General features: G+C 59.6%; 24 protein-coding genes and 1 pseudogene. 9 read left to right on the top strand and 16 right to left on the bottom strand.

The genetic code is table 11. From position 1 onward, the window contains the following. Nucleotides 1-12: 12 nt before the first annotated feature. Both G5229_RS06775 and G5229_RS06770 read right to left on the bottom strand, forming a co-directional pair. The gene (locus tag G5229_RS06775; protein WP_157162054.1) at nt 13-882 is read right to left on the bottom strand and encodes a phosphoribulokinase; all 870 of its coding nucleotides are present in this window, start codon (nt 880-882) and stop codon (nt 13-15) included. 52 nt (nt 883-934) lie between these two features. After that, nucleotides 935-1159 (bottom strand): YheU family protein, encoded by a 225-nt coding sequence (locus G5229_RS06770; protein ID WP_216952980.1) that lies wholly within the window; start codon nt 1157-1159, stop codon nt 935-937. 145 nt (nt 1160-1304) lie between these two features. Between G5229_RS06770 and G5229_RS06765 the strand changes: the two genes are divergently transcribed. Then, nucleotides 1305-2408, top strand: a complete 1104-nt coding sequence (locus tag G5229_RS06765; protein WP_421208847.1) for a membrane-associated sensor domain-containing protein — start codon at nt 1305-1307, stop codon at nt 2406-2408. Here the strand turns inward: G5229_RS06765 and G5229_RS06760 are convergent. From G5229_RS06760 to G5229_RS06750, 3 genes are all read right to left on the bottom strand, one after another. After that, nucleotides 2387-3373 (bottom strand): hydrolase, encoded by a 987-nt coding sequence (locus G5229_RS06760; RefSeq protein ID WP_266134384.1) that lies wholly within the window; start codon nt 3371-3373, stop codon nt 2387-2389. The two genes, G5229_RS06765 and G5229_RS06760, sit on opposite strands and share 22 nt — an antisense overlap. A 64-nt stretch (nt 3374-3437) precedes the next feature. Beyond that, entirely contained in the window at nt 3438-4337 is a 900-nt protein-coding gene (locus tag G5229_RS06755) for a chemotaxis protein (protein ID WP_227342036.1), read from the bottom strand. Between the two features lie 153 nt (nt 4338-4490). Then, entirely contained in the window at nt 4491-5150 is a 660-nt protein-coding gene (locus G5229_RS06750; RefSeq protein WP_421208846.1) for a hypothetical protein, read from the bottom strand. 39 nt (nt 5151-5189) lie between these two features. Here G5229_RS06750 and G5229_RS06745 point away from each other — a divergent pair, with 39 nt between their 5' ends. After that, nucleotides 5190-5393 carry a YheV family putative zinc ribbon protein gene (locus tag G5229_RS06745; protein WP_005335287.1) on the top strand — a complete coding sequence of 68 codons (204 nt, stop codon included), beginning with the start codon at nt 5190-5192 and terminating at the stop codon, nt 5391-5393. A 143-nt stretch (nt 5394-5536) separates the two neighbouring features. Beyond that, on the top strand, nt 5537-6208 hold the full coding sequence (gene slyD / locus G5229_RS06740) for a peptidylprolyl isomerase (protein WP_421205033.1): 672 nt from the start codon (nt 5537-5539) through the stop codon (nt 6206-6208). Between the two features lie 100 nt (nt 6209-6308). Here the strand turns inward: slyD and G5229_RS06735 are convergent, their stop codons facing one another. Both G5229_RS06735 and G5229_RS06730 read right to left on the bottom strand, forming a co-directional pair. Next, a complete protein-coding gene (locus tag G5229_RS06735) occupies nt 6309-6524 on the bottom strand; it encodes a SlyX family protein (protein WP_421205035.1) in 216 nt (71 codons plus the stop codon). Between the two features lie 14 nt (nt 6525-6538). Then, nucleotides 6539-7507 (bottom strand): hypothetical protein, encoded by a 969-nt coding sequence (locus G5229_RS06730; RefSeq protein WP_421208845.1) that lies wholly within the window; start codon nt 7505-7507, stop codon nt 6539-6541. Nucleotides 7508-7625: 118 nt separating this feature from the next. Here G5229_RS06730 and fkpA point away from each other — a divergent pair, with 118 nt between their 5' ends. Together fkpA and G5229_RS06720 are read left to right on the top strand one after the other, a co-directional pair. Beyond that, nucleotides 7626-8429 (top strand): FKBP-type peptidyl-prolyl cis-trans isomerase, encoded by an 804-nt coding sequence (gene fkpA, locus G5229_RS06725; RefSeq protein WP_005335283.1) that lies wholly within the window; start codon nt 7626-7628, stop codon nt 8427-8429. A 151-nt stretch (nt 8430-8580) separates the two neighbouring features. Further along, nucleotides 8581-9987: a sigma-54-dependent transcriptional regulator gene (locus G5229_RS06720; protein WP_005335282.1), complete on the top strand. Its 1407-nt coding sequence runs from the start codon at nt 8581-8583 to the stop codon at nt 9985-9987. A 54-nt stretch (nt 9988-10041) separates the two neighbouring features. Here G5229_RS06720 and G5229_RS06715 read toward each other — a convergent pair. From G5229_RS06715 to G5229_RS06705, 3 genes and pseudogenes are all read right to left on the bottom strand, one after another. Continuing rightward, nucleotides 10042-10912, bottom strand: a pseudogene (locus G5229_RS06715) (hypothetical protein). 113 nt (nt 10913-11025) lie between these two features. After that, a complete protein-coding gene (locus G5229_RS06710; RefSeq protein WP_005335280.1) occupies nt 11026-11361 on the bottom strand; it encodes a hypothetical protein in 336 nt (111 codons plus the stop codon). 143 nt (nt 11362-11504) lie between these two features. Next, nucleotides 11505-11849, bottom strand: coding sequence for a DUF2956 domain-containing protein (locus G5229_RS06705; RefSeq protein WP_206877835.1), 345 nt, complete (start codon nt 11847-11849; stop codon nt 11505-11507). A gap of 268 nt (nt 11850-12117) precedes the next feature. On the opposite strand from G5229_RS06705, the gene ushA reads away from it, so the two are divergent. Beyond that, nucleotides 12118-13842 carry a bifunctional UDP-sugar hydrolase/5'-nucleotidase UshA gene (gene ushA / locus G5229_RS06700; RefSeq protein ID WP_421208844.1) on the top strand — a complete coding sequence of 575 codons (1725 nt, stop codon included), beginning with the start codon at nt 12118-12120 and terminating at the stop codon, nt 13840-13842. A gap of 195 nt (nt 13843-14037) precedes the next feature. Here ushA and G5229_RS06695 read toward each other — a convergent pair whose 3' ends face one another. Continuing rightward, entirely contained in the window at nt 14038-14898 is an 861-nt protein-coding gene (locus G5229_RS06695) for a Tim44 domain-containing protein (RefSeq protein ID WP_005335275.1), read from the bottom strand. 363 nt (nt 14899-15261) lie between these two features. On the opposite strand from G5229_RS06695, the gene dnaB reads away from it, so the two are divergent. The 3 genes from dnaB to G5229_RS06680 all read left to right on the top strand — a co-directional run bounded on the left by dnaB (nt 15262) and on the right by G5229_RS06680 (nt 18348). Next, on the top strand, nt 15262-16656 hold the full coding sequence (gene dnaB, locus G5229_RS06690) for a replicative DNA helicase (RefSeq protein ID WP_026035132.1): 1395 nt from the start codon (nt 15262-15264) through the stop codon (nt 16654-16656). Between the two features lie 199 nt (nt 16657-16855). Further along, nucleotides 16856-17929, top strand: coding sequence for an alanine racemase (alr, locus tag G5229_RS06685; protein WP_421208843.1), 1074 nt, complete (start codon nt 16856-16858; stop codon nt 17927-17929). Beyond that, entirely contained in the window at nt 17929-18348 is a 420-nt protein-coding gene (locus G5229_RS06680; RefSeq protein WP_042052785.1) for a secondary thiamine-phosphate synthase enzyme YjbQ, read from the top strand. Before alr ends, G5229_RS06680 begins: the two co-directional genes overlap by 1 nt. Before the next feature lie 119 nt (nt 18349-18467). On the opposite strand, the gene pepE is transcribed toward G5229_RS06680, so the two are convergent. The 5 genes from pepE to G5229_RS06655 form a co-directional block, all read right to left on the bottom strand. Further along, nucleotides 18468-19205: a dipeptidase PepE gene (pepE, locus tag G5229_RS06675; protein ID WP_421208842.1), complete on the bottom strand. Its 738-nt coding sequence runs from the start codon at nt 19203-19205 to the stop codon at nt 18468-18470. 233 nt (nt 19206-19438) lie between these two features. Further along, complete coding sequence (locus G5229_RS06670; protein WP_421208841.1) at nt 19439-20800, bottom strand: endonuclease/exonuclease/phosphatase family protein; 1362 nt, start codon at nt 20798-20800, stop codon at nt 19439-19441. Between the two features lie 230 nt (nt 20801-21030). Beyond that, nucleotides 21031-21843 carry a heme ABC transporter ATP-binding protein gene (locus G5229_RS06665; protein ID WP_421208840.1) on the bottom strand — a complete coding sequence of 271 codons (813 nt, stop codon included), beginning with the start codon at nt 21841-21843 and terminating at the stop codon, nt 21031-21033. 11 nt (nt 21844-21854) lie between these two features. After that, nucleotides 21855-22886, bottom strand: a complete 1032-nt coding sequence (locus tag G5229_RS06660) for a FecCD family ABC transporter permease (RefSeq protein WP_166740553.1) — start codon at nt 22884-22886, stop codon at nt 21855-21857. Continuing rightward, nucleotides 22883-23734 (bottom strand): heme/hemin ABC transporter substrate-binding protein, encoded by an 852-nt coding sequence (locus G5229_RS06655; protein ID WP_227342041.1) that lies wholly within the window; start codon nt 23732-23734, stop codon nt 22883-22885. Before G5229_RS06655 ends, G5229_RS06660 begins: the two co-directional genes overlap by 4 nt. Nucleotides 23735-23747: the final 13 nt, after the last annotated feature.

Below are 23747 nucleotides of genomic sequence, written 5' to 3'. Positions count from 1 at the left end.
GAACTCCTTGGCTTAAGTGATCTTGCCGGTTTCAAGTAGTTGCTGGATGAGTGGCTTAAGGATCAACTCCATGGCAAACCCCATCTTGCCACCCGGCACGACGATGGTATTCATTCGTGACATGAATGAGCCGTCGATCATCGACAACAGATAGGGAAAATCGACCTGTTTTATGCCGCGAAACCGGATCACCAGCATACTCTCGTCCAGACTCGGGATCACCTTGGCACTGAAGGGATTGGAGGTGTCCACTGTCGGCACCCGTTGGAAGTTGATATGGGTGCGCGAGAACTGCGGGGTGATGAAGTTGATGTAATCATCCATGGAGCGGACTATGGAGTCGGTTACGGCCTCACGGGAGTGGCCGCGCTCCGAGGTATCGCGGATCAGCTTCTGGATCCACTCCAGGTTGACGATGGGCACCACGCCGATGAGAAAGTCCACGTGGCGGGCTACGTTGTGATCCTCAGTGACCACACCACCGTGCAGCCCTTCATAAAACAGCAGGTCAGTGTCGCTCGGCAGATGCTGCCAGGGGGTGAAGGTGCCGGGCATCTGGTTGAAGGGGACCGCCTCGTCAAAGCTGTGCAGATAGCGGCGATACTGGCCGGTGCCATCCTGGCCATAGCCCTGAAAAAAGCTCTCCAGCAAGCCGAAGTCATTGGCCTCGGGGCCAAAATAGCTGATGTGGCGTCCTTGTTCACGCGCCTTGCGGATTGCCACATCCATCTCGGGGCGGGTGTAGCGGTGAAAACTGTCACCTTCCACCACGGCTGCCTGATAACCCAATTGGTGGAACATGGATCGAAAGGCGATGGTGGAGGTAGAGGTACCGGCACCGGACGACCCGGTGACGGCGATAATGGGATGCTTGGCCGACATAGAATGCTCTCTTCCTTGGGAGTTTCGTTATACGGGCGTGAACCCGAGATGGTCAAGACGGCTCGTTGAAACGATCGCGTGGCACAATATTGACCGATTCATGCAACTCGCTATAGACGATCACGGCGATGCCTTGCTGTAATTGAGTCCTTACCATAGCGACTTTGGCTTCAAGCGAAACATCATGTTCGCCATATTCGGTGCCTTCTTGCAGCACAAACTGTTCGATCAGGTTGGTCAGGGTATCGGCATCCAACGCTTGCCAGGGGATTATCATGAAGGGATCTCGATGCAAAAGGGTATAACCGTCAGCTATTGTTGTGCGCAATAAAATGAGTGCAACCTCTTTTTACGCGTTTCGTGGAGTGTGAGACATGTTGTCTGAAGAGCAACGCCGGGCCCCCTCAACGATATCGGCTCACATGGATCTTGCTCGTCGCCAGGCCATCAGTCGCGGCATGGTCTGGTTCTGGTTGCTGAACTGGCTGGTTGTGCTGTTTCTGGCGATACGCTACCAGGTCTACAGCCAGGCAGGCCTGGCCAGTGACGGTACTCTGCCATGGCGCTTTCAGAGTGAGCTGGGCTTTGTCATGGTCGTGCTGCTGCTGCTGCCGGTTGCAGCCCTGCTCTGCAATCATCTGCAGGATCGAGTCTGGCTATGGTGCGCATTGGTCGTAATGCTGGTCTGGGGGGGCGTCTGGACGCTGCATATCTTCACCATTGGTGAAGTTGAGCTGCGAGGAGGGGCAAGTTATGCCAACGGGATCATGCGCCTCAATTTACTGGCTGCGCTGATCGCGTTTTATCCCGACCGACGCGTGTTGTATGCCTATCTCAGTGTACCGTTGCTATTTGGCGTTGCGCGTTTGTGGTGGCTGGAGGTGGATTTTCCGCAGCTTTATCTGCTTGAGGTGGTATGTACCATAATGGCGCTGGAGGTTGGTCGCCGGATGCTGCATCGCTGGTTTGAATTGGCCGTGATGCGTGAGCATGACAATCTGGCCCTGTTGCGGCGCCTCGATGCACTGGCCAAGCAGGATCCACTGACTGGTCTTGCCAATCGGCGCCACTTCAGTCAGGAGCTCGAACGCTGCAAAGCCCATAGTCAGTCGAGCGGCGCCCCGCTTGCCCTTATCCTCATCGATGTGGACTACTTCAAACGCTTTAACGATCACTATGGCCATCAGGCGGGGGATGTCTGCCTGCGGGAGGTGGCGCAGTTGATGATGCGTTCGGTGCGCAGTGAGGCGGATCTGGCCGCCCGTTATGGCGGCGAGGAGTTTGTGTTGCTACTGCCCGATGCCGACAGTCAGAGCGCCGCTGCGGTAGCGCGGCGGCTGCAGGATGGGCTGGCCGAATTGCAGCTTGAGCATCTGGCATCCGATGTTGCCAGTCGGGTGACCATCAGTCAGGGGATCGCGACACTGGAAGGCGGGGAGAGTGGTGAGCAGCTACTGGCGCGGGCCGACCAGGCCCTCTACATGGCCAAGGCTGGGGGTCGCAATCAGTTCTGCACCGCACCCTGAGTCTGTTCGGCAATCCAGTGACTGATCCGCTCATCCAACCAAAACCGTGGCCGCCAGGGGGTGCCGTGCAGAAAACCGACATGGCCGCCGCGCTGGCTCAGCTCATAGCGCACCGTGGGCGAGAGTTGATCCGGCCGGGGAATGACCGCGTGTGACATAAAGGGATCGTCGGCGGCGTGCAGGATAAGGGTCGGGATGGGGATTTGAGCCAGCAGCGGTAGTCCCGAGCAGCTCTGGTAGTAGTGGCTGGCACTGTGAAAGCCGTGCAGCGGAGCGGTGACCAGTTCGTCAAAATCGCGCAGGGTGGCAATCTGCTCCACTTGCCGGGGCTGCCAGCGTTCACTCGCTTTCTGCTGTTGGCTGATCTTGCTGAGCAAATTGCGGCGCATGGTACGCAGCAGATAGTTCTGATAGACCTTTGAGAAACCCTGATTGACCCGTTCGGCACAGCTGGCCAGTTGCAGCGGGGCCGAGACTACCACTGCCGCTTTCAATGCCGCAGGACAGGCCCGTGCCAGCAAGTTGACCAGCATATTGCCACCCAGTGAAAAGCCGATGGCGATCAGCGGTTTGCCCGGGAAGCGTTGGCTCAGCTCGGCAATCAGCTCCTGCGCATCACCGATGGTGCCGGAGTGATAGGCATGCAGGTGGCGATTGGGCTCGCCGCTGCAGCCACGAAAGTGCATCAGCACGGCCTCTCTGCCCTCTTGCTGCAGATGGGTGAATAATCCCTTGGCATAGTGGGAGTGAATGCTCCCCTCCAGCCCGTGAAAGACCACCACCAGTGGTCGCGAATCTGTCGTGATCTCGCCGCTCCAGGCGAGATCGACAAAATCCCCGTCAGTCAGTTCGAAGCGCTCGGCCACAAATCGGGCCGGAGTCCGGCGCAGCCATTTGGGCAATATGGTCTGCAGATGAGGATTGCGGGCCCACCAGGGGGCGTGGAAGTGGCTTTCGGTCAGCATGGCGTCGTCGGTCTGGGTCGAAGATAGAGGGGCGAGAGGTGTTCAGCTCCCGCCAGTCATTGGCTTATTTCAGCAGGCGATCGTGATGTTCGGCACCGCGCAACATGGCCTGGATCAGCTCGTTGGCCTCGAACTTGGTCAGCGCCTCATGGGCGCCCACCTGATGGGCCCGCTCCACACTGATCTCGCTGGAGAGGGAGGTGTGCAGGATGATGTAGGCCCCCGCCAGTTTGCTGTCGCTCTGTACCTCGAAGGCCAGCTCGTAGCCATCGAGCCCAGGCATCTCGATATCGCTCACCAGAATATCGATGGGGGTCTGCTGGCTGGCACGTTGTTGCATCAGGGTCAGTGCGTCCTTGCCATTGGTACAGACCTCATAAGGGATATTGATGTAATCGAGGGCTGCCATCAGCTGGCGACGGGCGACCGAGGAGTCATCAACCAGCAGGATCCGCATCGGCTTGATCCGCTCCCGCTGCACATCGGTCAGCACCGGATAGAGGTGGCTCGGATCGTCCGGATAGACCCGGGAGAGGATCAGCTCCACATCCAGCAGCTGGATCAGCTGGTCATTGACCCGGGTGACACCAGTCACAAACACATTGTGGCCGAGGGCGGCGGGAGGTGACTCGATATCGCGCCAGTTGCACTCGGTGATCTTGTCGATGCCTCGCACCAGAAAGCCCACCAGGGTGCGGCGGCAATCGGTGATGATGATAAAGCAGTGGGGCATCTCCTCCTTGCTGATGGGGCGATAACCCACCGCCATCGCCATGTCGATCACCGGAATGGTGGCGCCGCGCATATTGGCGGCCCCCAGCACGGTCGGATGCGAGTGCGGCATGGCGGTCAGCTGGGTGTAAGGGACTATCTCCTTTACCTTGAGGGTGCCTATGGCAAAGGATTGCTGGGCTGAAAGGTGAAACAGCAACATGCCCTGGGATTGATTGGCTTTGCTCGTCATGGCAGATGTCCTGTTGGTCGAAAGGTTGGCAGTCACTTCAGGCCTTTAGCATAAAGGATTACGGGGGGGATGGCCCTTCCTTGTTAACGACCATCTGGCAAAAAACTGGACTCGTTCAGCCAATTTAGTTGGCGCATTCATACCTGTGTCCGGTTATTGATCGCCATCCTCGCCAACGCCCCACTGCTGGCAGGCCGCTTGCAATGCGGCCTCATCGGCATAACCCAGCTTGCTGGCCACCTGCGCGGGTTTGCTGCCGCCCTTGAGCAATCTGAGCGCCTGCAGCAGTTGCCACTGTTGTTGCAATTCACTCCCTTCCACCGGCGCATCGGCTTGTTGTGCCCACTGTTGCAGAGACTCCGGTTGGCCATTGGCCAGCGCTTGCCAGCAGGCTTGCAGCTCACCGTGACCCTGCTGGCTGATGGCACACTGTTGCAGCTCATCCAGGATCACCTGCAGTCGCTGACCGTAGGCCCCTTGCCACTCTTTTGGACGTTGCCACCGTGCCAGCGAGTCGAGCAGGGCATCGAGCAGCGGGGTGGTCTGCAGCCAGCCTGCCTGCTGCGGCTGAGCCACGCGCAAAGAGACATTCAGCTGATCGTACTCGCAACCGCTGAGGGGGCTGAAGGCCGCAAGTGCATCGGCGCAGAGCCAGAAGCTGCAGCCTGCCGGAAGCAACAGCTCATGTTGGCCCAGTCTCAGCAGCGCGGCGCCCCGGGTGATCCGCAACAGCTGCCCGACCGGAGTTCGTTTGCGGTTGCCGGCGTGCAATCCCTCACAGGAAAAATGGTGGTATTCGATTGCGTGATGCATGTAAAAACCCTGATATGATGCTGCCTGGAGGTAACAAATATGGAAACCAGGCGTAAAAAACGCTTCATTGCCGGTGCGGTTTGCCCGGCGTGCGGCAAGTTGGACAACATGATGCTGTATCTGGAGCATGGAGTCGAGAAGGTGACCTGCGTCGCCTGTGGCGATACCCAGGTACAAACGCCTGCCGAGGTCGACAAGCAGACTCGCGAGGCGGAAGAGGTGATCGGGGTGTTTCGCCCCTGATGTGGCAACGGCGGGTGGAGTGCGGGTCTCCTCGCTGACGCTGTTGCCGTTTTTTTCGTCACTCCGTGGCGCCGCACGGCATATGCGCGGCCCGCTTTTTAGGGTATTCTGAGCCCGTTTTTTTCTATCCGCAGGATCCTGACATGAAAGTAGCTCCTCTGAGCGTGGTTACGCTGGAATACACAGTCACCGACGAGCACGGTGAAGTCATCGACAGCACTGTCGGCAAAGAGCCGCTGGTCTATCTGCACGGCACCCGTTACCTGGTCTCTGGCCTGGAAGCCGAGCTGGAAGGTCGCGCGGTAGGTGAAGCCTTCGAAGTGACTCTGGCACCGAGCCAGGCCTACGGCGAATATGACGAGACACTGGTACAAGAAGTACCGGGCGAGCTGTTCGACGGCATGGAAGTCTCCGAAGGGGATACTTTTGTGGCTGAAACCGACGATGGCCACCGTCCGGTGACCGTGGTTGAAGTGTCCGAAGAGTTCGTCAAGGTGGATGGCAACCATCCGCTGGCTGGCGTGACTCTGGGCTTCAAGGTCGAGATCAAGGATGTGCGTGCTGCCACTGCCGAAGAGCTGGCTCACGGCCATGTTCACGGTGCCGGTGGTTGCGGTCACGATCACGGTCATGACCACGATCACGGCGGTTGCTGTGGCGGTCATGGTCACGACCACGATGAGGAGCATGGCCAGAGCGGTTGCTGTGGCGGTGCTGGCCACGGTCACGATCATGGCCACGACCACGGTGACGACCATGGTCACGGCGGCTGCTGCGGTGGCGGCGGTTGTGGTGGCAAGGGCCATCACCACTGATCACGGCCATACCGATGATAAAAAACCCGCGTGAACGCGGGTTTTTTTATTGGCTGACAGCTATGCCAAGCCATGTCGCCAGACCAGAGATAGCGCCGGTTCAGTAGTGCGGCGGAGGGGTCTCTTCGGCCATGCTGGCAATCTGGCTGGGTTGTACGCTTTGCAGTTTATCGATCAGCAGCTGGATCTGGTATTTGAGTCGATCGAGTTCGCGGCCCTGAGTGGTCACCTCGTCGTTGAGCTGCTCTATGGCGTACTCCGCATAGGCGAGACGGGTTTCCAGGGTTTCGATGCGATCGTTAAGTTGCTGACTCATGGGCCTTCGGGTCCTTACTTGATTGTCCAGATTTCGGCCAGACCACTGGAGCTGGCACTGACAAGATGGCTATTGTCGCGCAAAGCGACGCCGTAGACCACTGCGCTGGGCGGTTTCACCTTGGGTTGCGGCGAGACGCGCCAGCTCTGCAGCAGGGCACCATCGCTCACTTGCCACAGGGAGAGCTGACGGGAAGGGGCGCCAGTGATGATCCACTTGCCATCGTTGGCAAAGCGGGCGCTGGTGTAGACCTCGAAGCGGTGATCATATTGCAGTTGACTCACCTCCTTGCCGGTTTTCAGATCCCAGATGCTGGCCCGGCTACTGTCGGCGGTGAAGGCGTAGCGGCCGCTCGGCTCCAGTCTGGCCATGATCACCCGGCCACCATGGTTGAAGCGCCAAATTACCTGCCCGCTATGGGTGTCCCACAGATAGGCGCTGTAGTCGTTGCCGCCGGTCAGGGCGTAACGACCGTTAGCGGAGAGATCCACCGTATTGACCTGTTCGGTGTGTCCCAGAAACTGCAGGCGACGACCGCTTCGGGTATCGAGCCACTCGGCCTTGCCATCTTCCCGCCCGATCAGCACATAACGACCGTCGGCAGAGAGCGCGATGTCCCTCAGCCTGGATTCAGGAAGTGAGTAGTAGCCTTGTGATTGCCCGTCGTTCAGCCGCCAGGTAGCAAAGGTATCGGGGGTGGCGGTGACGGCATGGCTGTTGCCTTCGGAAAAACGGGTAATGAATACCAGATCATCCGTAGAGTCGGATTGCTTCCAGCGCCAGCGTTGACGGTTCTGTTCCAGATCCCAGACGATGATGCCCTGGCTGATGCTGGAGACGATGGCTTGCTTGCCATCACTGGAGAGATCTGCGGTCAGCAGACCCGTGCTGGCGAGGGTCATTTGCTGGTTGGGTTGGGAGCTTTGCTCGCAACCGGTGAGCATTAAACAGAGGCTCACCAGATAAATGGCACTTTTTATCATTTTTGCGGTCTCACGCTTTTGTTACCTGCGATCACGGCGTTAGTATAAGGCGCTTATCACGATAAACCTCTCATTTCACGATGGAACCGAGAGCGGTATTTGGAGTTTGGAGAAACTGATGAACAAATTTCTGAAGGTGTCCCTGTTGGCGGCGGCGGTTGCCGTCGGTCTGACTGCTTGCCAAAAAGACGAGAAGCCTGCTGCGGCCAATACCGCCGAAGTGAAGGCAGAAGCCAGCAAGCCGGCAGAGGCGACCAAGGCCGAAGCCAAGAGCTTTGAAGAGCAATCTGGCTACGCAATTGGCCTCTCCATGGGTCGTTACATCGCCAATACCCTGGAGCGTCAGCAGGAACTGGGCATCAAACTGGACAACGCCGTGATCCTGAAAGGGGTGACTGACGGTCTGGGCAAAGAAGCCAAGATGACTGATGAAGAGATCCAGAAGGTACTGCAGGATTACGATGCCAAGATCAATGAGCTGACCAAGGCCAAGGCCGAGAAAGACGCCGTTGAGAATCTGAAGAAGGGTGAAGAGTTCCTGGCTGCCAACGCCAAGAAAGAGGGTGTGAAGAGCACTGAATCCGGCCTGCAATACGTGGTCGAGAAGATGGGCACAGGTGCCAAGCCGAAATCTACCGACATCGTCAAGGTGCACTACACCGGTACCCTGACCGACGGCACCAAGTTCGACAGCTCCGTCGATCGCGGCGAGCCGGCTACCTTCCCGCTCAACCAGGTTATCCCGGGTTGGACTGAAGGCGTACAGCTGATGCCGGTTGGCTCCAAGTTCAAGTTCTTCCTGCCGTCCAAGCTGGCCTATGGCGAGCACGGTGCAGGCTCCATCCCGGCGAACGCCGTGCTGGTGTTTGACGTTGAGCTGCTGGCTATCGAGAAGCCGACTGCTGATGACGCCAAGAAGTAATCCCTTCTTGTAGTTAAAAACGGCTCCTTAAGGAGCCGTTTTTACTTGTGTATTCCCTGCAATCGCGGGATAACAGAGTTGTCTTGGCGTTGGGTTTGCGCGCGAAAATAAGGCAAAATAGATCGCAGAATCAAATACAAGGATGAGTCCAGTGGCTGAAAATAAATCGCGTGTCCTACTGGTGGAAGATACCCGTAGTCTGGCGGTGGTCTATGAACAGTACCTGCGCCAGGAGGGGTATGAGGTGGTGCTGGCCGATTGTGGTCAACAAGCGTTGGCGCAGTTGCTGGCAAGTCCTCCCCCCGTGGTGCTGCTGGATCTGGAACTGCCGGATATGTCCGGCATGGATATTCTGCAAATGATCACCGAACAGCAGTTGCCCTGCTCTGTGGTGGTGATCACCGCCCACGGTTCGGTGGATGTGGCGGTGGAGGCGATGCGCCTCGGTGCCTTCGATTTTCTGACCAAGCCGTTTGACAGCAAGCGGCTCTGCGCCACTGTTCGCAATGCCTTGAAACACCAGCAGTTGAGCTCGCTGGTTGCCCACTATCGGGAAAACTTCGAGCGTAGCTCCTTCTTCGGTTTTATCGGTGCCTCCATGTCGATGCAGGCGGTCTATCGCATCATCGAAAGCGCGGCGCCCAGCAAGGCGACCGTCTTTATCACGGGCGAGAGCGGCACCGGCAAAGAGGTGTGTGCCGAGGCGATTCACCAGTGCAGTCCCCGCAGCGAACAGCCCTTTATTGCCCTCAACTGCGCCGCCATTCCCCACGATTTGATGGAGAGCGAGATCTTCGGTCATGTGAAGGGCTCTTTTACCGGTGCCCAGGGGGATCGCAAGGGGGCGGCCAGTCTGGCCGATGGCGGTACCCTGTTTCTCGACGAGATCTGCGAGATGGACCTGGATCTGCAGAGCAAGTTGCTGCGCTTCATCCAGACCGGCACAGTGCAGCGAGTCGGCAGCGGCAAGCTCGAGACGGTGGATGTGCGCTTTATCTGCGCCACCAACCGGGATCCGCTGGTGGAGGTGAAAGCGGGCCGTTTTCGCGAGGATCTCTACTATCGGCTCCACGTCATTCCCCTCACCCTGCCGCCGCTGCGGGAGCGGGGTGAGGATATCCTGCTGCTGGCGCGTACCCTGTTGCAGAGCTACGCCAAGGAGGAGAACAAACGCTTCAAGGATTTCGATGTCGAGGCGGCGCGAGTGCTGCTCGACTACCCCTGGCCTGGCAACGTACGCGAGCTGCAGAACGTGGTGCGCAATATCGTGGTACTCAACGACAAGGAGTTGGTGAGCCCGGATATTCTGCCGCCACCACTCAATGGAGTTCGTCCCCAGCTGCCGGCGGCTATTGCGGCAGCGGTGACATCGGCTCCGGCCACCACCGGGGTGGCCAACGGGCCAATTCGTCCGCTCTGGCTGGTGGAGAAAGAGGTGATCGAACAGGCCATCGCCAGCTGTGATGGCAATATTCCCAAAGCGGCGGCCCTGCTCGAGATCAGCCCCTCTACCATTTACCGTAAAAAGCAGGGGTGGGAGGAGTCCAATCGGGCCTGAACCATCTTGCCAGCAGAAAGGGCGGCTAGCGTGCCGCCCTTTCTATTTTGGGGATCAGAGTTTGGCGAGGCGCTTGAGGCGGGTCAGCCGCTCCCCCTCGTTGGCGCTGAACCAGCGGTCTTGCGACAGCAGAAACCAGGCGCGGGAAAAGTATTCCGCGGCCAGCGGATCGTCCAGCACCAAGGCATTCTCCCCCAGCTCCTCGAACAGATAACCATCCTCAGGTTCGCCTGCCTCGGCCATATCAACCTTGAGTTGGTGCAGTTCTGCCAGCGCCTGCTGGTGCTGACCCTGGGCCCGAGTCAGGCGAGCCAGACTCCAGCGGGCGATAAACGCCTTGGCCGGCTGGTTATGCTGCAGATGCCAGGCCAGACACTTCTGCTGCTGGATTTTCGCCTCCTCAAAGCGACCCAGTTCGAACAGAGTCCAGCCCTGATTGTTGTAAAGGGGGGCCAGCCAGCCGCGCACCTTCTCGTCACTGCTGCGTTCCGCCAGCTCCATCGCCAGTTGATGCCAGCGGCTCTGCTCTTCCAGTGGTGCGGCGATGGCGATCATGTGAGCGGCGTCGATGGCGAGATAGGTTTCTTTCTCCTTGAGCCCCCATTGCCAGGCTTGTTCAAACAGCGGTTTGGCACTGGCTTTGTCGCCCGCCGAGTTAAAGGTGCGGCCTCGTTCCAGCAGAGCCCGGATTCGCGCTCTGGGGGTTGTGTCGGTGAGGCGGGGCTCTATCTCGTCGAGCAGCTGATGGGCTTCGGCAAACTGGCGCTGCAGCGAATGAGTGCGGGCAATTTGGGTCAGCAACTCCAGTTCGAGTTGCAGGTCGGCGGCGGCGCGCGCTTCGGGAAGAAGGGGGGTGAAAACGCAGGGCGCTGGCGGCGGGATCCTGATAATCCCACAGCGCCATGAAATCGGGCGGATTGTCCATTTGGCCTCCTTGCTGGTTATCCTGTCACCAAGATGCCTGCAGGCCATTGTTTGTACAAGGGGCGCCCGTCACAGAGCGCCCCTTGAGTCATGTTAACGGCTGTGGCCAGTTGCTCAGTAGACCATAGCCAGGCTCATCAGCATCAGACCGAGGGCGGCAAAGGCCCCCTCCTTGATGGCGAGCCGTGGCACCAGCGCCTTGGGCAGGGCCGGAAACAGGCTCAGGGCAAAGCCAAGGCCCGGCATCAACCAGTGGAATGCCGGATCGCGCAGGGTGGGATCGGCGGCACCGTTGATGATGATCAGCAAAATAAACAGGGTGAAGGCCGGCAGGATAAACCAGCGTACCCCGCCGGCGGCGACCGCCCGCAGCGGCGAAATGCGATAGAGCAGCATGGTCACAAGGAACAGAACAAAAGGGGCCAGCAGATAGAGCGGAGCGGGGTTCATAACATCTTTCCTGAAAACTGATCGTCAAAAAACAGGGAGTCCGGTGCAAGAGGCGCGGGATTTAACCACTCTTCGCAGGTAATCACCAGCAGCCCAGGCCCAGGCTGTGAAGAGGATCCCGGATAAAGGTTTGCTAGCGCGTCTTAGTGCGACCAGAACCAGGCTGCTGCAAATCCCAGCCAGCTCAACACTAGCAAGATCCAGGGCAGGGGATGCTGATGGCTTACTTCAACCAGCTCCAGCTGATCGTCTTGTTCTTCGGTTTGTGGCGCGCCCTGTGGCTGCCTGGCTTTGGCCTGCATTTTTTTCTGGCGGCTCGCTTCGCGGGCCCGCGCCTTCATCTGTTTCTTGTATTCGTCGATGCCTTTCTGGATCCCTTGCGCGATAAGCTGGGTCTGTTCCTTGGTCTGCCCCGGCTTCTGGTTGGCACGGGCAATTTTCATCGCCTCCTGCTGGGTCTCGGGGGAAATCTTGTCGTACTTGGCCATCAAATCATCTCCTCGGGCATGGCTGGCTGGGGAGTATGCCATAAAGGCGCGTCCGGGTGGCGTCTCCTTGGTGCGGGAGGGGATCAAGTGAGTGACAGCTCAACAAAAAACCTGACAAATCAGCAGGAAGCCGGATGTTGGGCCGAAGATCACAATTAGCAGAATTTGTGAGTCATCGATGAAAAACGGTCATCTGTTGTTTGTTATATTGGCGCCCGACCCGCTGGACAGGGTTGATAAATAACAAAACAATCAAGGTGATATGGAAATGAATAATAACTTTATCAAAGGCGGCGTGGCACTGGCCGTGCTTGCTGCACTGACTGGCTGTAATACCTCGAGCAATGACACCGTTGCACCCTGCACCGAAAATGTCTGCAAACTGACCATCCTGCACACCAACGATACCCACGGCCGTTTCTGGCACAACGCTGAAAATGAGTATGGTATGGCTGCCCAGAAGACTCTGGTCGAGCAGCTGCGTAGCGAGGCCAAGGCTGCTGGCAGCGAGGTGTTGGTGCTATCTGGTGGTGACGTGAATACCGGGGTGCCGGAGTCCGATCTGCAGGATGCCGAGCCTGACTTCATGGCGATGAACAACATTCGCTACGATGCCATGGCAGTGGGCAACCATGAATTCGACAACCCCCTCAGCGTACTGGAGAAGCAGCGCAAGTGGGCCCAGTTCCCCATGCTCTCGGCCAACATCTATGACAAGGCGAGTGGCAAACACTACTTTGACCCCTACAAGGTGTTCAAGCTGGAGAGCGGTCTCAAGGTCGCCGTACTGGGTCTGACCACTGAGGATACCGCCCAGCTGGTTGATCCCAACAACGTGCAGACCCTGGAGTTCCGCGATCCGACTACGGAAGCGGCCAAACTGGGCCAGCAGATCCGCAGCAACAAGGAGGCCAATCTGGTCTTCGCCATCACCCACATGGGCCATTACGAGAATGGTCAGCACGGCAGCAATGCGCCGGGCGATGTAGAGATGGCTCGTGCACTGCCGGCAGGGACTCTGGATGCCATCATTGGTGGCCACTCCCAGAATCCGGTCTGTATGGAACCGGGTACCACCAACAAGTACGCCAATTTCAAACCGGGTGATAACTGCCAGCCGGATCAGCAAAACGGCACCTGGATCATGCAGGCTCACGAGTGGGGCAAGTATGTGGGCCGTGCCCAGTTTGAGTACCAGAATGGCAAATTGACCCTGACCAGCTATGACCTGATCCCGGTCAACCTGATCAAGCGCAACGCCAAGGGCGAGGCGATCGATGCCAACGGCGCCGTGACCAAGGACCCGGCCAAGATGCAGTTCGTACAGGACGAGATCACCAAGGATCCAGAGCTGTATAACACCCTGCTGGGTTATCAGGAGAAAGGTCAGCAAGAGTTGAATGTCGTCATTGGCTCGGCAGATGGCTTGCTGGTTGGTGATCGCAACTCGGTTCGCAACAAGCAGACCAACCTGGGTCGCCTCATCACCACTGCGACCAGCAGCAAGCTGGGTGTCGACTTTGGTATCGTCAATTCAGGTGGTGTGCGTGACAGCATCCCGGCCGGTGATATCACCTACCGCAGCGTGCTGCTGGTGCACCCGTTTGGCAACACGGTCAACAAGGCGGCCATGAAGGGAAGCGATCTGGCGACCTATCTGGGTCAGGTGGCAACCAAGACCCGCAATACCGGTGGTTATGCTCAGTTTGGCGGTATCGATATGGCGGTGGATTGCCAAGCCAAGAGTGTCAATATCACCAGTATCGGTGGCAAGGCGTTTGATCCGGCAGCAACCTACAGCTTCGCGATCCCGAGCTTCAGCGCCTCCGGTGGTGACGGTTATCCGAAGATCGATACCATCAATGCCGGCTTGGTGGATGCAGCCGTGCTGAAAGAGTTCATCGAGCTCAAGAAGGTGATCAACGTGGCCGATTATCAACCGTCCAATGAGGTGACCTATCTGAACTCAACATCTGTCGAAGGGTGCAACTGATTCGTCAGCGGGGCGCATAGCTCCAGATGTGATGCGAAAGGGCAGCCGGTGGCTGCCCTTTGTCGTTGTTTGGGGGGCGGTTACAACTCTTCAATCATCAATGACGATAGCCATCGCCTGTATCAGGTCAGGTGAGGGTATGAAATGAAAAGAGGCAGCCCATGGGCTGCCTCCTGCGTAGTGACAATCTAAACCTTACAGCTGCTCGATACCGACGATATGCCAGGGAGCATTGTTCTTGGCCAGATCGCGCTCGAGGTGCCACACCTCTTTGATGTCTTCTTCGACCTGCTCCTGACGGTCCATGTAGCGGCCACTGAAGCGCACGCTCACCTGAGCCCAGTCGCTGCCGTAGTCGGCGCGTACCAGCTGGGTATCGACGTACATCACTTCGGTATGCTGGTCGCCAGTCAGTTCGGCGCGCTCGGCTTTGAGCTGCTCAAAGAGCTCGGGGCTGACGTACTCGCGCACCTTTTCCAGATCGTTCTTGTTCCACGCCTCTTGCAGGGTGCGATAGTGATCGCGGGCACCGGCCAGGAAGCTGTTCATGTCAAAGCCCGGCGGCAGGCGGAACGGCACGTCGCTGTCGGCAAAGCCGGTGGCTTGCGGTGCGCTGTTGCTCTGCTCAAACTGCTGCGGGGCAGCAGATTGCGGTGGCTGATAGCCCGCATAGGCCGCCTGTTGTGGCTGTGGCGTCGCGACCTTGCCCTTGCGCAGGGTACGGATCAGGAAGACGGCACCCAGCGCCAGCAGGGCGATCAGCAGGAAGTCCATTCCTTGCAGACCTTCAAAGGCACCGCTGCCCAGCAGGTAGGCAAACAGGCCACCGGCCAGCAGGCCGCCCAGCAGGCCGCCCATCATGCCGCTCTTTTTCGGCGGAGTCTGGGCATTCAGTGTCGGATTCTTGTTGTCGACCGGTTTGGCCGCAGGCTGGGCCGGCGCAGTTTTGTAACTTTTACCAAAGGATTTGCCGCCGCCAAACTTCTTGGCTTCGGCGTGAGGTGCCCCCAGGCCAATGGCCAGGATCACGGCAAACAGGGTCAGCATCTTTTTCATTTTGACTCTTTTCACTCTCGTCTGTGGGTGGGGCATGCTCCGCTTTGGCAAGCTCAGCAAGGCGCATGGCAGGCTGCCTGTCCCTAATTGTGTCGCAGCTTGTATTCATCAATATCACCTCTGGCATGAATTATTCATGAACGAGGTTGTCGCGATGCGGCGTCAAACAAGAGGAGTAAACCGGATGAAAAGCAGAAGATTGAGTCGCAAGGAGCGCAAAATGCGAAGCAAAATCAAAATGGTCAAGGTAGAGCAGACTCTGGTTTGGCCCTTTATGATGGTATGAGCCGCCAGATAGGGCTCGCCGTAGTTGGCTTTCTTTTGTAAAATTCCCGTTCCCTTCCCGCTGCGGTTTTTATGTGTATGGCAGAGCAAGTGACGGCGAAAAAAGACGCCAAGACACAACAGCTGAAAGTTCCTCCCCACTCTTTTGAGGCCGAACAGTCCGTACTGGGCGGCCTGATGCTGGATAACGATGCCTGGGATCGGGTTGCCGAACGGGTGATCGATCAGGATTTCTACAGCCGTCCGCACCGGTTGATCTTCCAGGCCATGACCCGCCTCTCCAACGCGGGCAACCCCATTGACCTCATCACCCTGCAGGAGGAGCTGGAACGCTCCGAACAGCTGGAAGAGGCGGGCGGCTTCGCCTATCTGGTGGAGATCGCCAAGAACACCCCGAGTGCCGCCAACATCAACGCCTACGCCGAAATCGTGCGCGAGCGAGCGGTGGTGCGGGAGATGATCTCGGTCGCCAACGAGATAGTCGAAGCAGGTTACGAGCCACAGGGCCGTACATCAGGCGATCTGCTGGATCTTGCCGAGAGCAAGGTATTCAAGATTGCCGAGCAGCGCACCAGCGCCAACGAGGGGCCCCAGCCCCTGAAGCTCATCCTCGAGCAGACCGTCGACAAGATTGAAGAGCTGTTCAAGACGCCGCACAACGGGGTGACCGGGGTATCGAGCGGTTACAACGATCTCGACAAGATGACCGCCGGTTTGCAGCGTTCGGATTTGATCATCGTTGCGGCCCGTCCTTCCATGGGCAAGACCACCTTTGCCATGAACCTCTGTGAGCATGCGGCCCTCACGGCCGACAAGCCGGTGCTTATCTTCTCGCTGGAGATGCCCTCCGAGCAGATCATCATGCGTATGCTCGCCTCGGTCGGTCGCATCGACCAGACCAAGGTGCGTACCGGTCAGCTCGACGACGAGGATTGGGCACGCCTCTCCTCCACCATGGGATTGCTGCTGGAGAAGGGCAAGATGTATATCGATGACGCCTCCGGCCTCACTCCGACCGATGTACGTTCCCGTGCCCGTCGGGTGGCACGCGAGCACGGTGGCCTATCCATGATCATGGTGGACTACCTGCAGCTGATGCGGGTGCCGGCGCTCTCTGACAACCGTACCCTGGAGATCGGCGAGATCTCCCGCTCCCTCAAGGCCTTGGCGAAAGAGCTGCAGTGCCCGGTGGTGGCGCTCTCCCAGTTGAACCGAAGCCTGGAACAGCGGGCCGACAAGCGCCCGGTCAACTCGGACCTTCGTGAATCGGGTTCCATCGAGCAGGATGCGGATTTGATCATGTTTATCTATCGTGATGAGGTTTATCACGATGACAGCCCGGACAAGGGGATTGCCGAGATCATTATCGGCAAGCAGCGTAACGGCCCCATCGGCCGGGTGCGCCTCACCTTCCAGGGTCAGTTCTCCCGGTTCGACAACTACGCCGGTCCGGCGTTTGACGACGATTATTGATAAGTAACAATCATGGCAATCCTGTGGTCAGGATTGCCACCACCGCTCTGACCCGCTTGCCATTCACTGCAAGGCAGCCCGTCAGAGCCTGTTTTCCCGGTTCGACAATTATGCCGGTCCGGCCTTCGACGACGATAAGTGAGTGGCGGTCTTCTGCCCGATGAGGGGGAGACCATTTGTGCCCTCGTAAGGGAAAACCATGAAAGCGGCTACTGCCCAAATCAACACTGCGGCCTTGCGCCACAACCTCGCCGTGGTCAAGCGCCACGCTCCCGCTTGCAAGATCATTGCTGTGGTCAAGGCCAACGCCTATGGCCATGGACTGCTGCCGGTCGCCCGCACCCTGGTGGATGCGGATGCCTATGCGGTGGCCCGTATCGAAGAGGCGCTGATGCTGCGCTCCTGCGCCGTGGTCAAACCCATCGTGCTGCTGGAGGGATTCTTCTCTGCCGACGATCTGCCGGTGCTGGCGGCCAACAATCTGCAGACGGCGGTTCACACCTGGGAGCAGCTCGAAGCGCTGGAGCAGGTTGAGCTGCCAGCGCCCGTGGTGGCCTGGCTCAAGCTCGACACCGGCATGCACCGCCTCGGGGTGCGTGCCGACGAGATGCCCACCTTTATCGAACGACTCGGCAAGTGCAAGAACGTGGTGCAGCCGTTCAACATCATGACCCACTTCAGCCGCTCCGATGAGCTGGAGCAGCCCACTACCCGCGAGCAGATTGACCTCTTCAGCCGTCTCACGGCACCGCTGGCGGGCGAGCGTGCCATGGCCAACTCGGCGGGCATTCTGGCCTGGCCGGACTCCCACTGCGACTGGGTGCGCCCCGGCGTCATCCTCTATGGCGTGTCGCCCTTCCCCAACACGGTGGCGGCCGATTACGACCTGCAGCCGGTGATGACCTTGAAGACCCAGCTGATTGCGGTGCGGGATCACAAGGCGGGCGAGCCGGTGGGCTATGGCGCCAACTGGGTGTCAGATCGCGATACTCGCCTTGGCGTGATCGCCATCGGCTACGGTGACGGCTATCCACGCATGGCCCCCAACGGCACTTCCGTGCTGGTCAACGGCCGCATCGTGCCGCTGGTGGGGCGTGTCTCCATGGATATGAGCACGGTCGATCTGGGGCCGGGCGCAACCGACAAGGCCGGTGACGAGGCGGTGCTATGGGGCGAGGGGCTGCCGGTAGAGCGGGTGGCCGACGAGATTGGCACCATCCCCTACGAGCTCATCACCAAACTCACCTCCCGCGTCTTTATGGAGTACGTCTGATGTGGCAGCAGTGCCTGCTGACTCTTAAGCCCCGTTCGCGGGGCTTTCATCTGGTGACGGACGAGCTGGTGGCCAAGCTGCCGATGCTGGCGGATTACCGGATTGGCATGGCGCACCTGCTGCTGCAACACACCTCCGCCTCGCTCACCCTCAACGAGAATTGCGATCCGAGTGTGCGCAGCGATATGGAGGCCCATCTGCATCGGCTGGCGCCGGAAGATGCCCCTTACTATCGCCACACCTATGAGGGGCCGGATGACATGCCCGCCCACATCAAATCCTCCCTGCTCGGGGTGAGCCTGCAACTGCCGATCCGCGATGGTCAGTTGGCGCTCGGCACCTGGCAGGGGATCTGGCTTGGCGAGCATCGCATCGATGGCGGTGCCCGCAAGGTGTTGGTGACCCTGCAGGGTGAGTAATCAGGCTGCAACCAGCCGAAAGATGACGATAAAAAGAGGGATGGCATTGAGCCATCCCTCTTTTGTTTTAACGGTTTCGCGAGCTATCCGCCTGCCAGTGGCGCGGTGCTCTGCGTGGCTCAGCCGACCTTGAAGGGGGTCAGTTCGGCCAGCGGGGCGGCGTCCATAAAGGCTTGCGGCTCCTGACCCTGTTTGAAGATCTTGAAGTCCTGCTCACGGGCGCTCCAGTACTCCAGACGCTCGCTGCCGTTTGCTCCGGTGATTTGCAGCAGGCTCGCTTCGCGCAGAGCCACCACATATTCGCTCGGGTTGATGGCGCAGAATTCGGCCAGACGCTCGTCGCGGGTCTCGCCCATGTGGCCGCTGATGCTGGCGTCCAGATAGTGCGGGTTGATCTGCAGCGGGAACAGGCCCAGCGCGGGCAGCACGGCGGCGCTGCAAACCGGCATATCGTTGGTGGTGCGGATGCTTGGGGTCGCCACGTTGCAACCGGCGCTCCAGCCCACATAGGGGACACCCCGCTCGCGCACGGCACGCTGGATCGGCACGATCAGGCTGTTTTCATGCAGCATCTGGTTGAGGCGCCAGGTGTTGCCGCCGCTGATAAAGATGGCGTCCGCCTGATTGATGGCATCGACCGGGTCATCGAAGTGGTGGATGCTGATGGCATCGACTCCCAGACTCTCCTGCAGCTCGTTGGCGCGGGCATCCCAGTCGCTGCGGATCACCGCGTAGGGGATGAGCAGAATGCGCTTGACCTGTTTGCGAGCCAGCAGGCTCTGAACCCGATCGCGGGCCCAGCCGAGCAGACCCGGAAATTCGTTGGCTTTACCGTTGCTAAGCAGAAGCAGTTCCATCAAATCGTTCCTCAAAAAGTGAAAGCGGAGGAGGGAGGGCCACCGGATCCGCCGTGCGGCCGGATGGCAAGAGGAGGCATGCTACCACCATTGGCGCGGCGGTTCTGTGATCGCGAGGCCCATTCAACTGTTATGGATGGGGGATGCCATGCCAAGCGGTGGATTAATGAGCCGTGGTCAACGCGCCACCCCTCGCCAATAAAAGACCCCGCCGCAGCGGGGTCATGGCAGGGTTAGTCGAGTTTGAGATCGACCCACACCATGCGGTGATCCGAACTGACTCCCTTGGCGATGCCGAGTTTCGCATCATAGACCAGGTGATAACCGGCCTCGAAGCTGGCAGGCCAGTAGACACCGCTCTTCACCGCGTTGAGGTTGGCGGAGGGGATGACGTGATCCAGCTGCAGCACGCTGCTATTGGTGATCCGCTCCGGGTTGGGGCGATTGAGGTTGCGTTTGCAGTCGGTCCCCTTGCTGACACACTCCGGGCCCCCTTCGCTGACCGGGATCAGGGTGCCATTGGTGATGGCCTGATTCATCAGCGGGTTGTTTAGCAGATCCTGAATGGCGGTCAGGTCACCGTCACCGGTGAGCGGATCGGCGTTGAGATCGCCGGCGATGACAAACTTGGCGTTTTTGGCCAGCCCACCCTTGGTGCCCTTGTCATCGGTCATGTAGTTGAGACCCTTGACGTAGTCGTTCCAGAAGGCGATCTCGGCGCGGTTGTGCTTGACGGTGTGACGCGCTGCGTTGGCAAAGATCGGTGGGGTCGGGTGGGAGATCAGGAAGTGGATCACCTCTTCACCCTTCTCGGTCTTGATCCGTACTGGCACATCGGCGTGGTTCTTGGAGGAGAGCGGGTACTGCTGCCAGGCCGCGTCTGAATACCAGGCATCACCACACTGGCGGCTGGCCGGGATCTTGACCTTGGGATTGTTGCAGTCATCGATGATGGGGTTCTGCTCGCCCGGCATATCCTTCCACTTGAAGTTCTGGAAGGTACGGATCTGCTTGGTGTCGATGGGGTATTTGGACATCACCGCAAAGGCGTACTGGCCGTGGTAGTTGCCAAAGCCCCAGGCATCGTCGGGGCCGCTGTTGACCTTGCCATCCAGATTGAGGTCATAACCGCTCATCAGGCCGGTGTTGGTGGCGAAGTTCTGCATCACCGGATAGCTGATGGCCGTCACCTCTGCGTGTTGGGCGTGAGCCAGATAGTTGTCGTTGAAGGCTTTCAGATCGGCGGTGCTCTCGCCTTTGCCGTCGTTGTCGAACTCGTTGAGCAGGAACACATCCGGGCGGGTACGCTGGATGATTTCCGCCACGTTGCGGATCTGCTGCACGTTCTTGGCTTTGGTTTCAGTGGCGCCGCTCAGGCTCCCTTCGGCGAGGCGGGCCAGCAGGGCATCCTGCTCGGTGCGGGTCAGCGCCAGCTCGCCAGTCAGCATACCGGCGGCAGTGCGGTCAAAAGAGAGGTTGAAGGTGGCAAAACGAACCATGGGATCAGCTGCCTTTGAGTCGTTGTCGCTGTTGCAGCCAGCCAGCATCCCGAGGGAAATGGCGGCAGCCAGTAGGGTCTTGTTGATATTCTTCATTGTAATTATTCCGTAGCATCAATGAGTTATGCCTTCTGTGAGGCGGCGCCATTATAAGTAGACGGCGATGCTGCGGGGATTTTGCCTGAGCAAAGTGTGAGGATATTCACACCACATATCTGGCGATGATGAATGTTAGCAGGGCGATATGGGGTGTGAAAAACCGGTTTATACGCTGCAGTTTCCGGGATGAATGGCGCATTTCCTGCCGTTACCGCACTCTGAATTTGTCACACCACCATCGGCAGGCCGCTCTCGGGGTGGTGGATCACCTGTGCCGGATAGTCATAGAGACGGGCGATCAGCTCAGGGGTGAGCACCTCGGCAGGTGTGCCATCGGCCATCAGCTTGCCCCGTTCCAGCATCACCAGCCGATCGGCATAGCGCGCCGCCAGATTGAGGTCGTGCAGCACCACCAGCACCGCAGTATTGCGGCTGGCCAGGGCGCGCGCCATGGTGAGCAGCTGATGCTGGTATTTCAGGTCCAGCGCCGAGGTGGGTTCGTCGAGCAGCAGCAGGCGGGGTTGCTCGGCTTGCTCGGTCGGGGAGGGAGCTTGCCAGATCTGCGCCAGCACCCGGGCAAACTGCACCCGCTGCCGCTCGCCGCCGGAGAGCCCGGGATAGAGCCGTTTGGCCAGATGCTCGACCCCGGCATGGGTCATGGCCGCTGCCACAATTTCGTCACGCCGCGCCGCCGGTTCACTGTGGGGCAGGCGCCCCATGGCAACCACTTCCTCGCAGAGAAAGGGGAAGTTGAGGGAGGAGCTTTGCGGCAATACCCCGAGCCGGTGGGCCAGCTGGCTGCTGTCCCACTGCCGGCGATCCGCGCCAAACAGAGTGATGGAACCCTCATATTCCAGCTCGCCGGTCAGGCACTTGAGCAGCGAGCTCTTGCCCGCCCCGTTGGGGCCCAGCAGCGCGGTGAGGGTGCCGCTCTCGAGACTAAGATCGAGCCCATCCAGGATCTGGTGCTGGCCACGGCGCAGGCTGAGTCGGCTGCAGCTCAACAGGGGGGCGGAGAGTGAGGATGAGAGTGGTTGCATAACAGTCCGTATCACAGGGCGCGGCGGCCTTTTACCAACAGCCAGATGAAGAAGGGGGCGCCGAGCAGGGCGGTGATGATGCCCACCGGCAGCTCGGCCGGGGCCAGCAGGGTGCGTGCCAGCATATCGGCTGCCAGCAGCAGGGCTGCGCCCAGCAGGGCCGAGAGTGGCAGCAACCTGACATGGTTGGGACCCGCCAGCAGGCGCACCAGATGGGGCACAACCAGCCCGACGAAGCCGATCATCCCCGCTACCGCCACCGCCACGCCGACGCCCGCTGCGGTGAGCAGGATCAGGCGACGTTTGAGGGATTGCACATTGACCCCCAGATGACGGGCCTCCCCTTCACCCAGCAGCAGGGCGTTGAGGGGATTGGCATCGCGCATAAAGAGCCACAGCAGGGCCACCAGAGTGAGCAGGGCTAGCGCCACATCGGCCGGTTTGCCTGCCGCCAGCGTTCCCATCTGCCACAGGCTCAGGTTGCGCAGCATCTGATCGTCCGCCAGATAGGTGAGCAGGCCGATCACCGCGCCGGAGAGCGCCGTGATGGCGACCCCGGCCAGTAGCATGACGGTGACCGAGGTGCCCCCCTCACGGGTGCCGAGCAGATAGACCAGGGTGGTGGTGAGCGCGCCGCCGAGAAAGGCGAGCAGCGGCAGCAGACCAACCCCGATGGTGGCTTGCAGCTGCTGGCCGAGGGGGGCCAGCAGCACGATGGCGAGTGCAGCCCCAAGCGCCGCACCGCCGGAGACACCTATGATGCCGGGGTCAGCCAGGGGGTTGCGAAACAGCCCCTGCATCACGGCGCCACAGAGCCCGAGGATCCCCCCCACTGCGATGCAGAGCAGGGTTCTCGGCAGGCGAATTTCCTGCACGATCAGCAGCTTGTGTGACTCAATCCCGCTCTCCTGCCCGGCAAACAGCGCCCGCAGACTCTCGCCCAGGGTGAGGGTCATGGGGCCGGTTGCCAGCGAACCGAGCAGCAACAGTGCCAGTGCGGCCGTGGTAAAGGCCAGCAGCCAGGAGAGGGGTAACCGCATCATGACCCCTGCTTGATCCACTGGGCGATCTGGTTCGCCTGTTGCAGGGAGTTGAGGCTCAGGCCCCCTTGAAGGGCGTGGCCGTCGATGGCGTGAATGGCGTTACGCTTGCCAGCCGGGGTAGCGGCCAGGGCGGGTACTTCTGCCAGCACCTTGGCCGGATCGGCATACTGCTGCCAGTCACGACCGCTGACCAGCACCAGATCGGGCTGCATCTCGATGAGGGATTCGGCGGATACCGGCTTGTAGTTGCGCAAATCGGCGACCGGATTGATGCCACCTGCCAGCGAAATCAGCGCGCTGGCGGTGGTGTCCCCCCCGGCGATGCTGGTGGGTTGCCCCTTGTGCAGCAGCAGGAAGGCGACCTTGAGCGGTTTGTTCTGTTTGGCTTGCGCCGCCAGCTGATCGGTCTGAGCCTGGATCTCTGCCTTCAGGCGATCGCCAGCGGCTTTGTCGCCCAGCAGGCTGGCGAGGGTGTCGATACGCTGGTTGAGGTTGGCGAGGGTCGGCGCGGTATCCAGCACCTCCACCTTGACCCCGGCACGGCGCAGCTGATCCAGGGTCGGGGCCGGCCCCATCTCGTCACTGCCCACCAGTCGGGTGGGGGAGAGGCTCAGGATCCCTTCGGCGGCCAGCGCCCGGTGATAACCCACCTTGGGCAACCCTTTTGGCAAGGGGCTGCTGACATCGGTGGCGATCAGGCTCGATTCACCGCCAAGGGCCAGAATGAGTTCTGTGGTGGCCGGGCCGATACTGACGATACGCTCTTTCTGTCCGTCGGCGGCAACGGCAGAGAAGGGGGATAGTGAACTGCAGAGCAGGGTGATGGCGAGGGCAAGACGACGGCCCATGCTAACCTCCGAA

It is taken from the genome of Aeromonas sp. 602396 (genome assembly GCF_049173735.1).
GTDB lineage: Bacteria > Pseudomonadota > Gammaproteobacteria > Enterobacterales > Aeromonadaceae > Aeromonas > Aeromonas veronii_A.
Note: the sequence above shows the minus strand (reverse complement) of the source record. Positions and strands in the feature narration are given on the sequence as shown.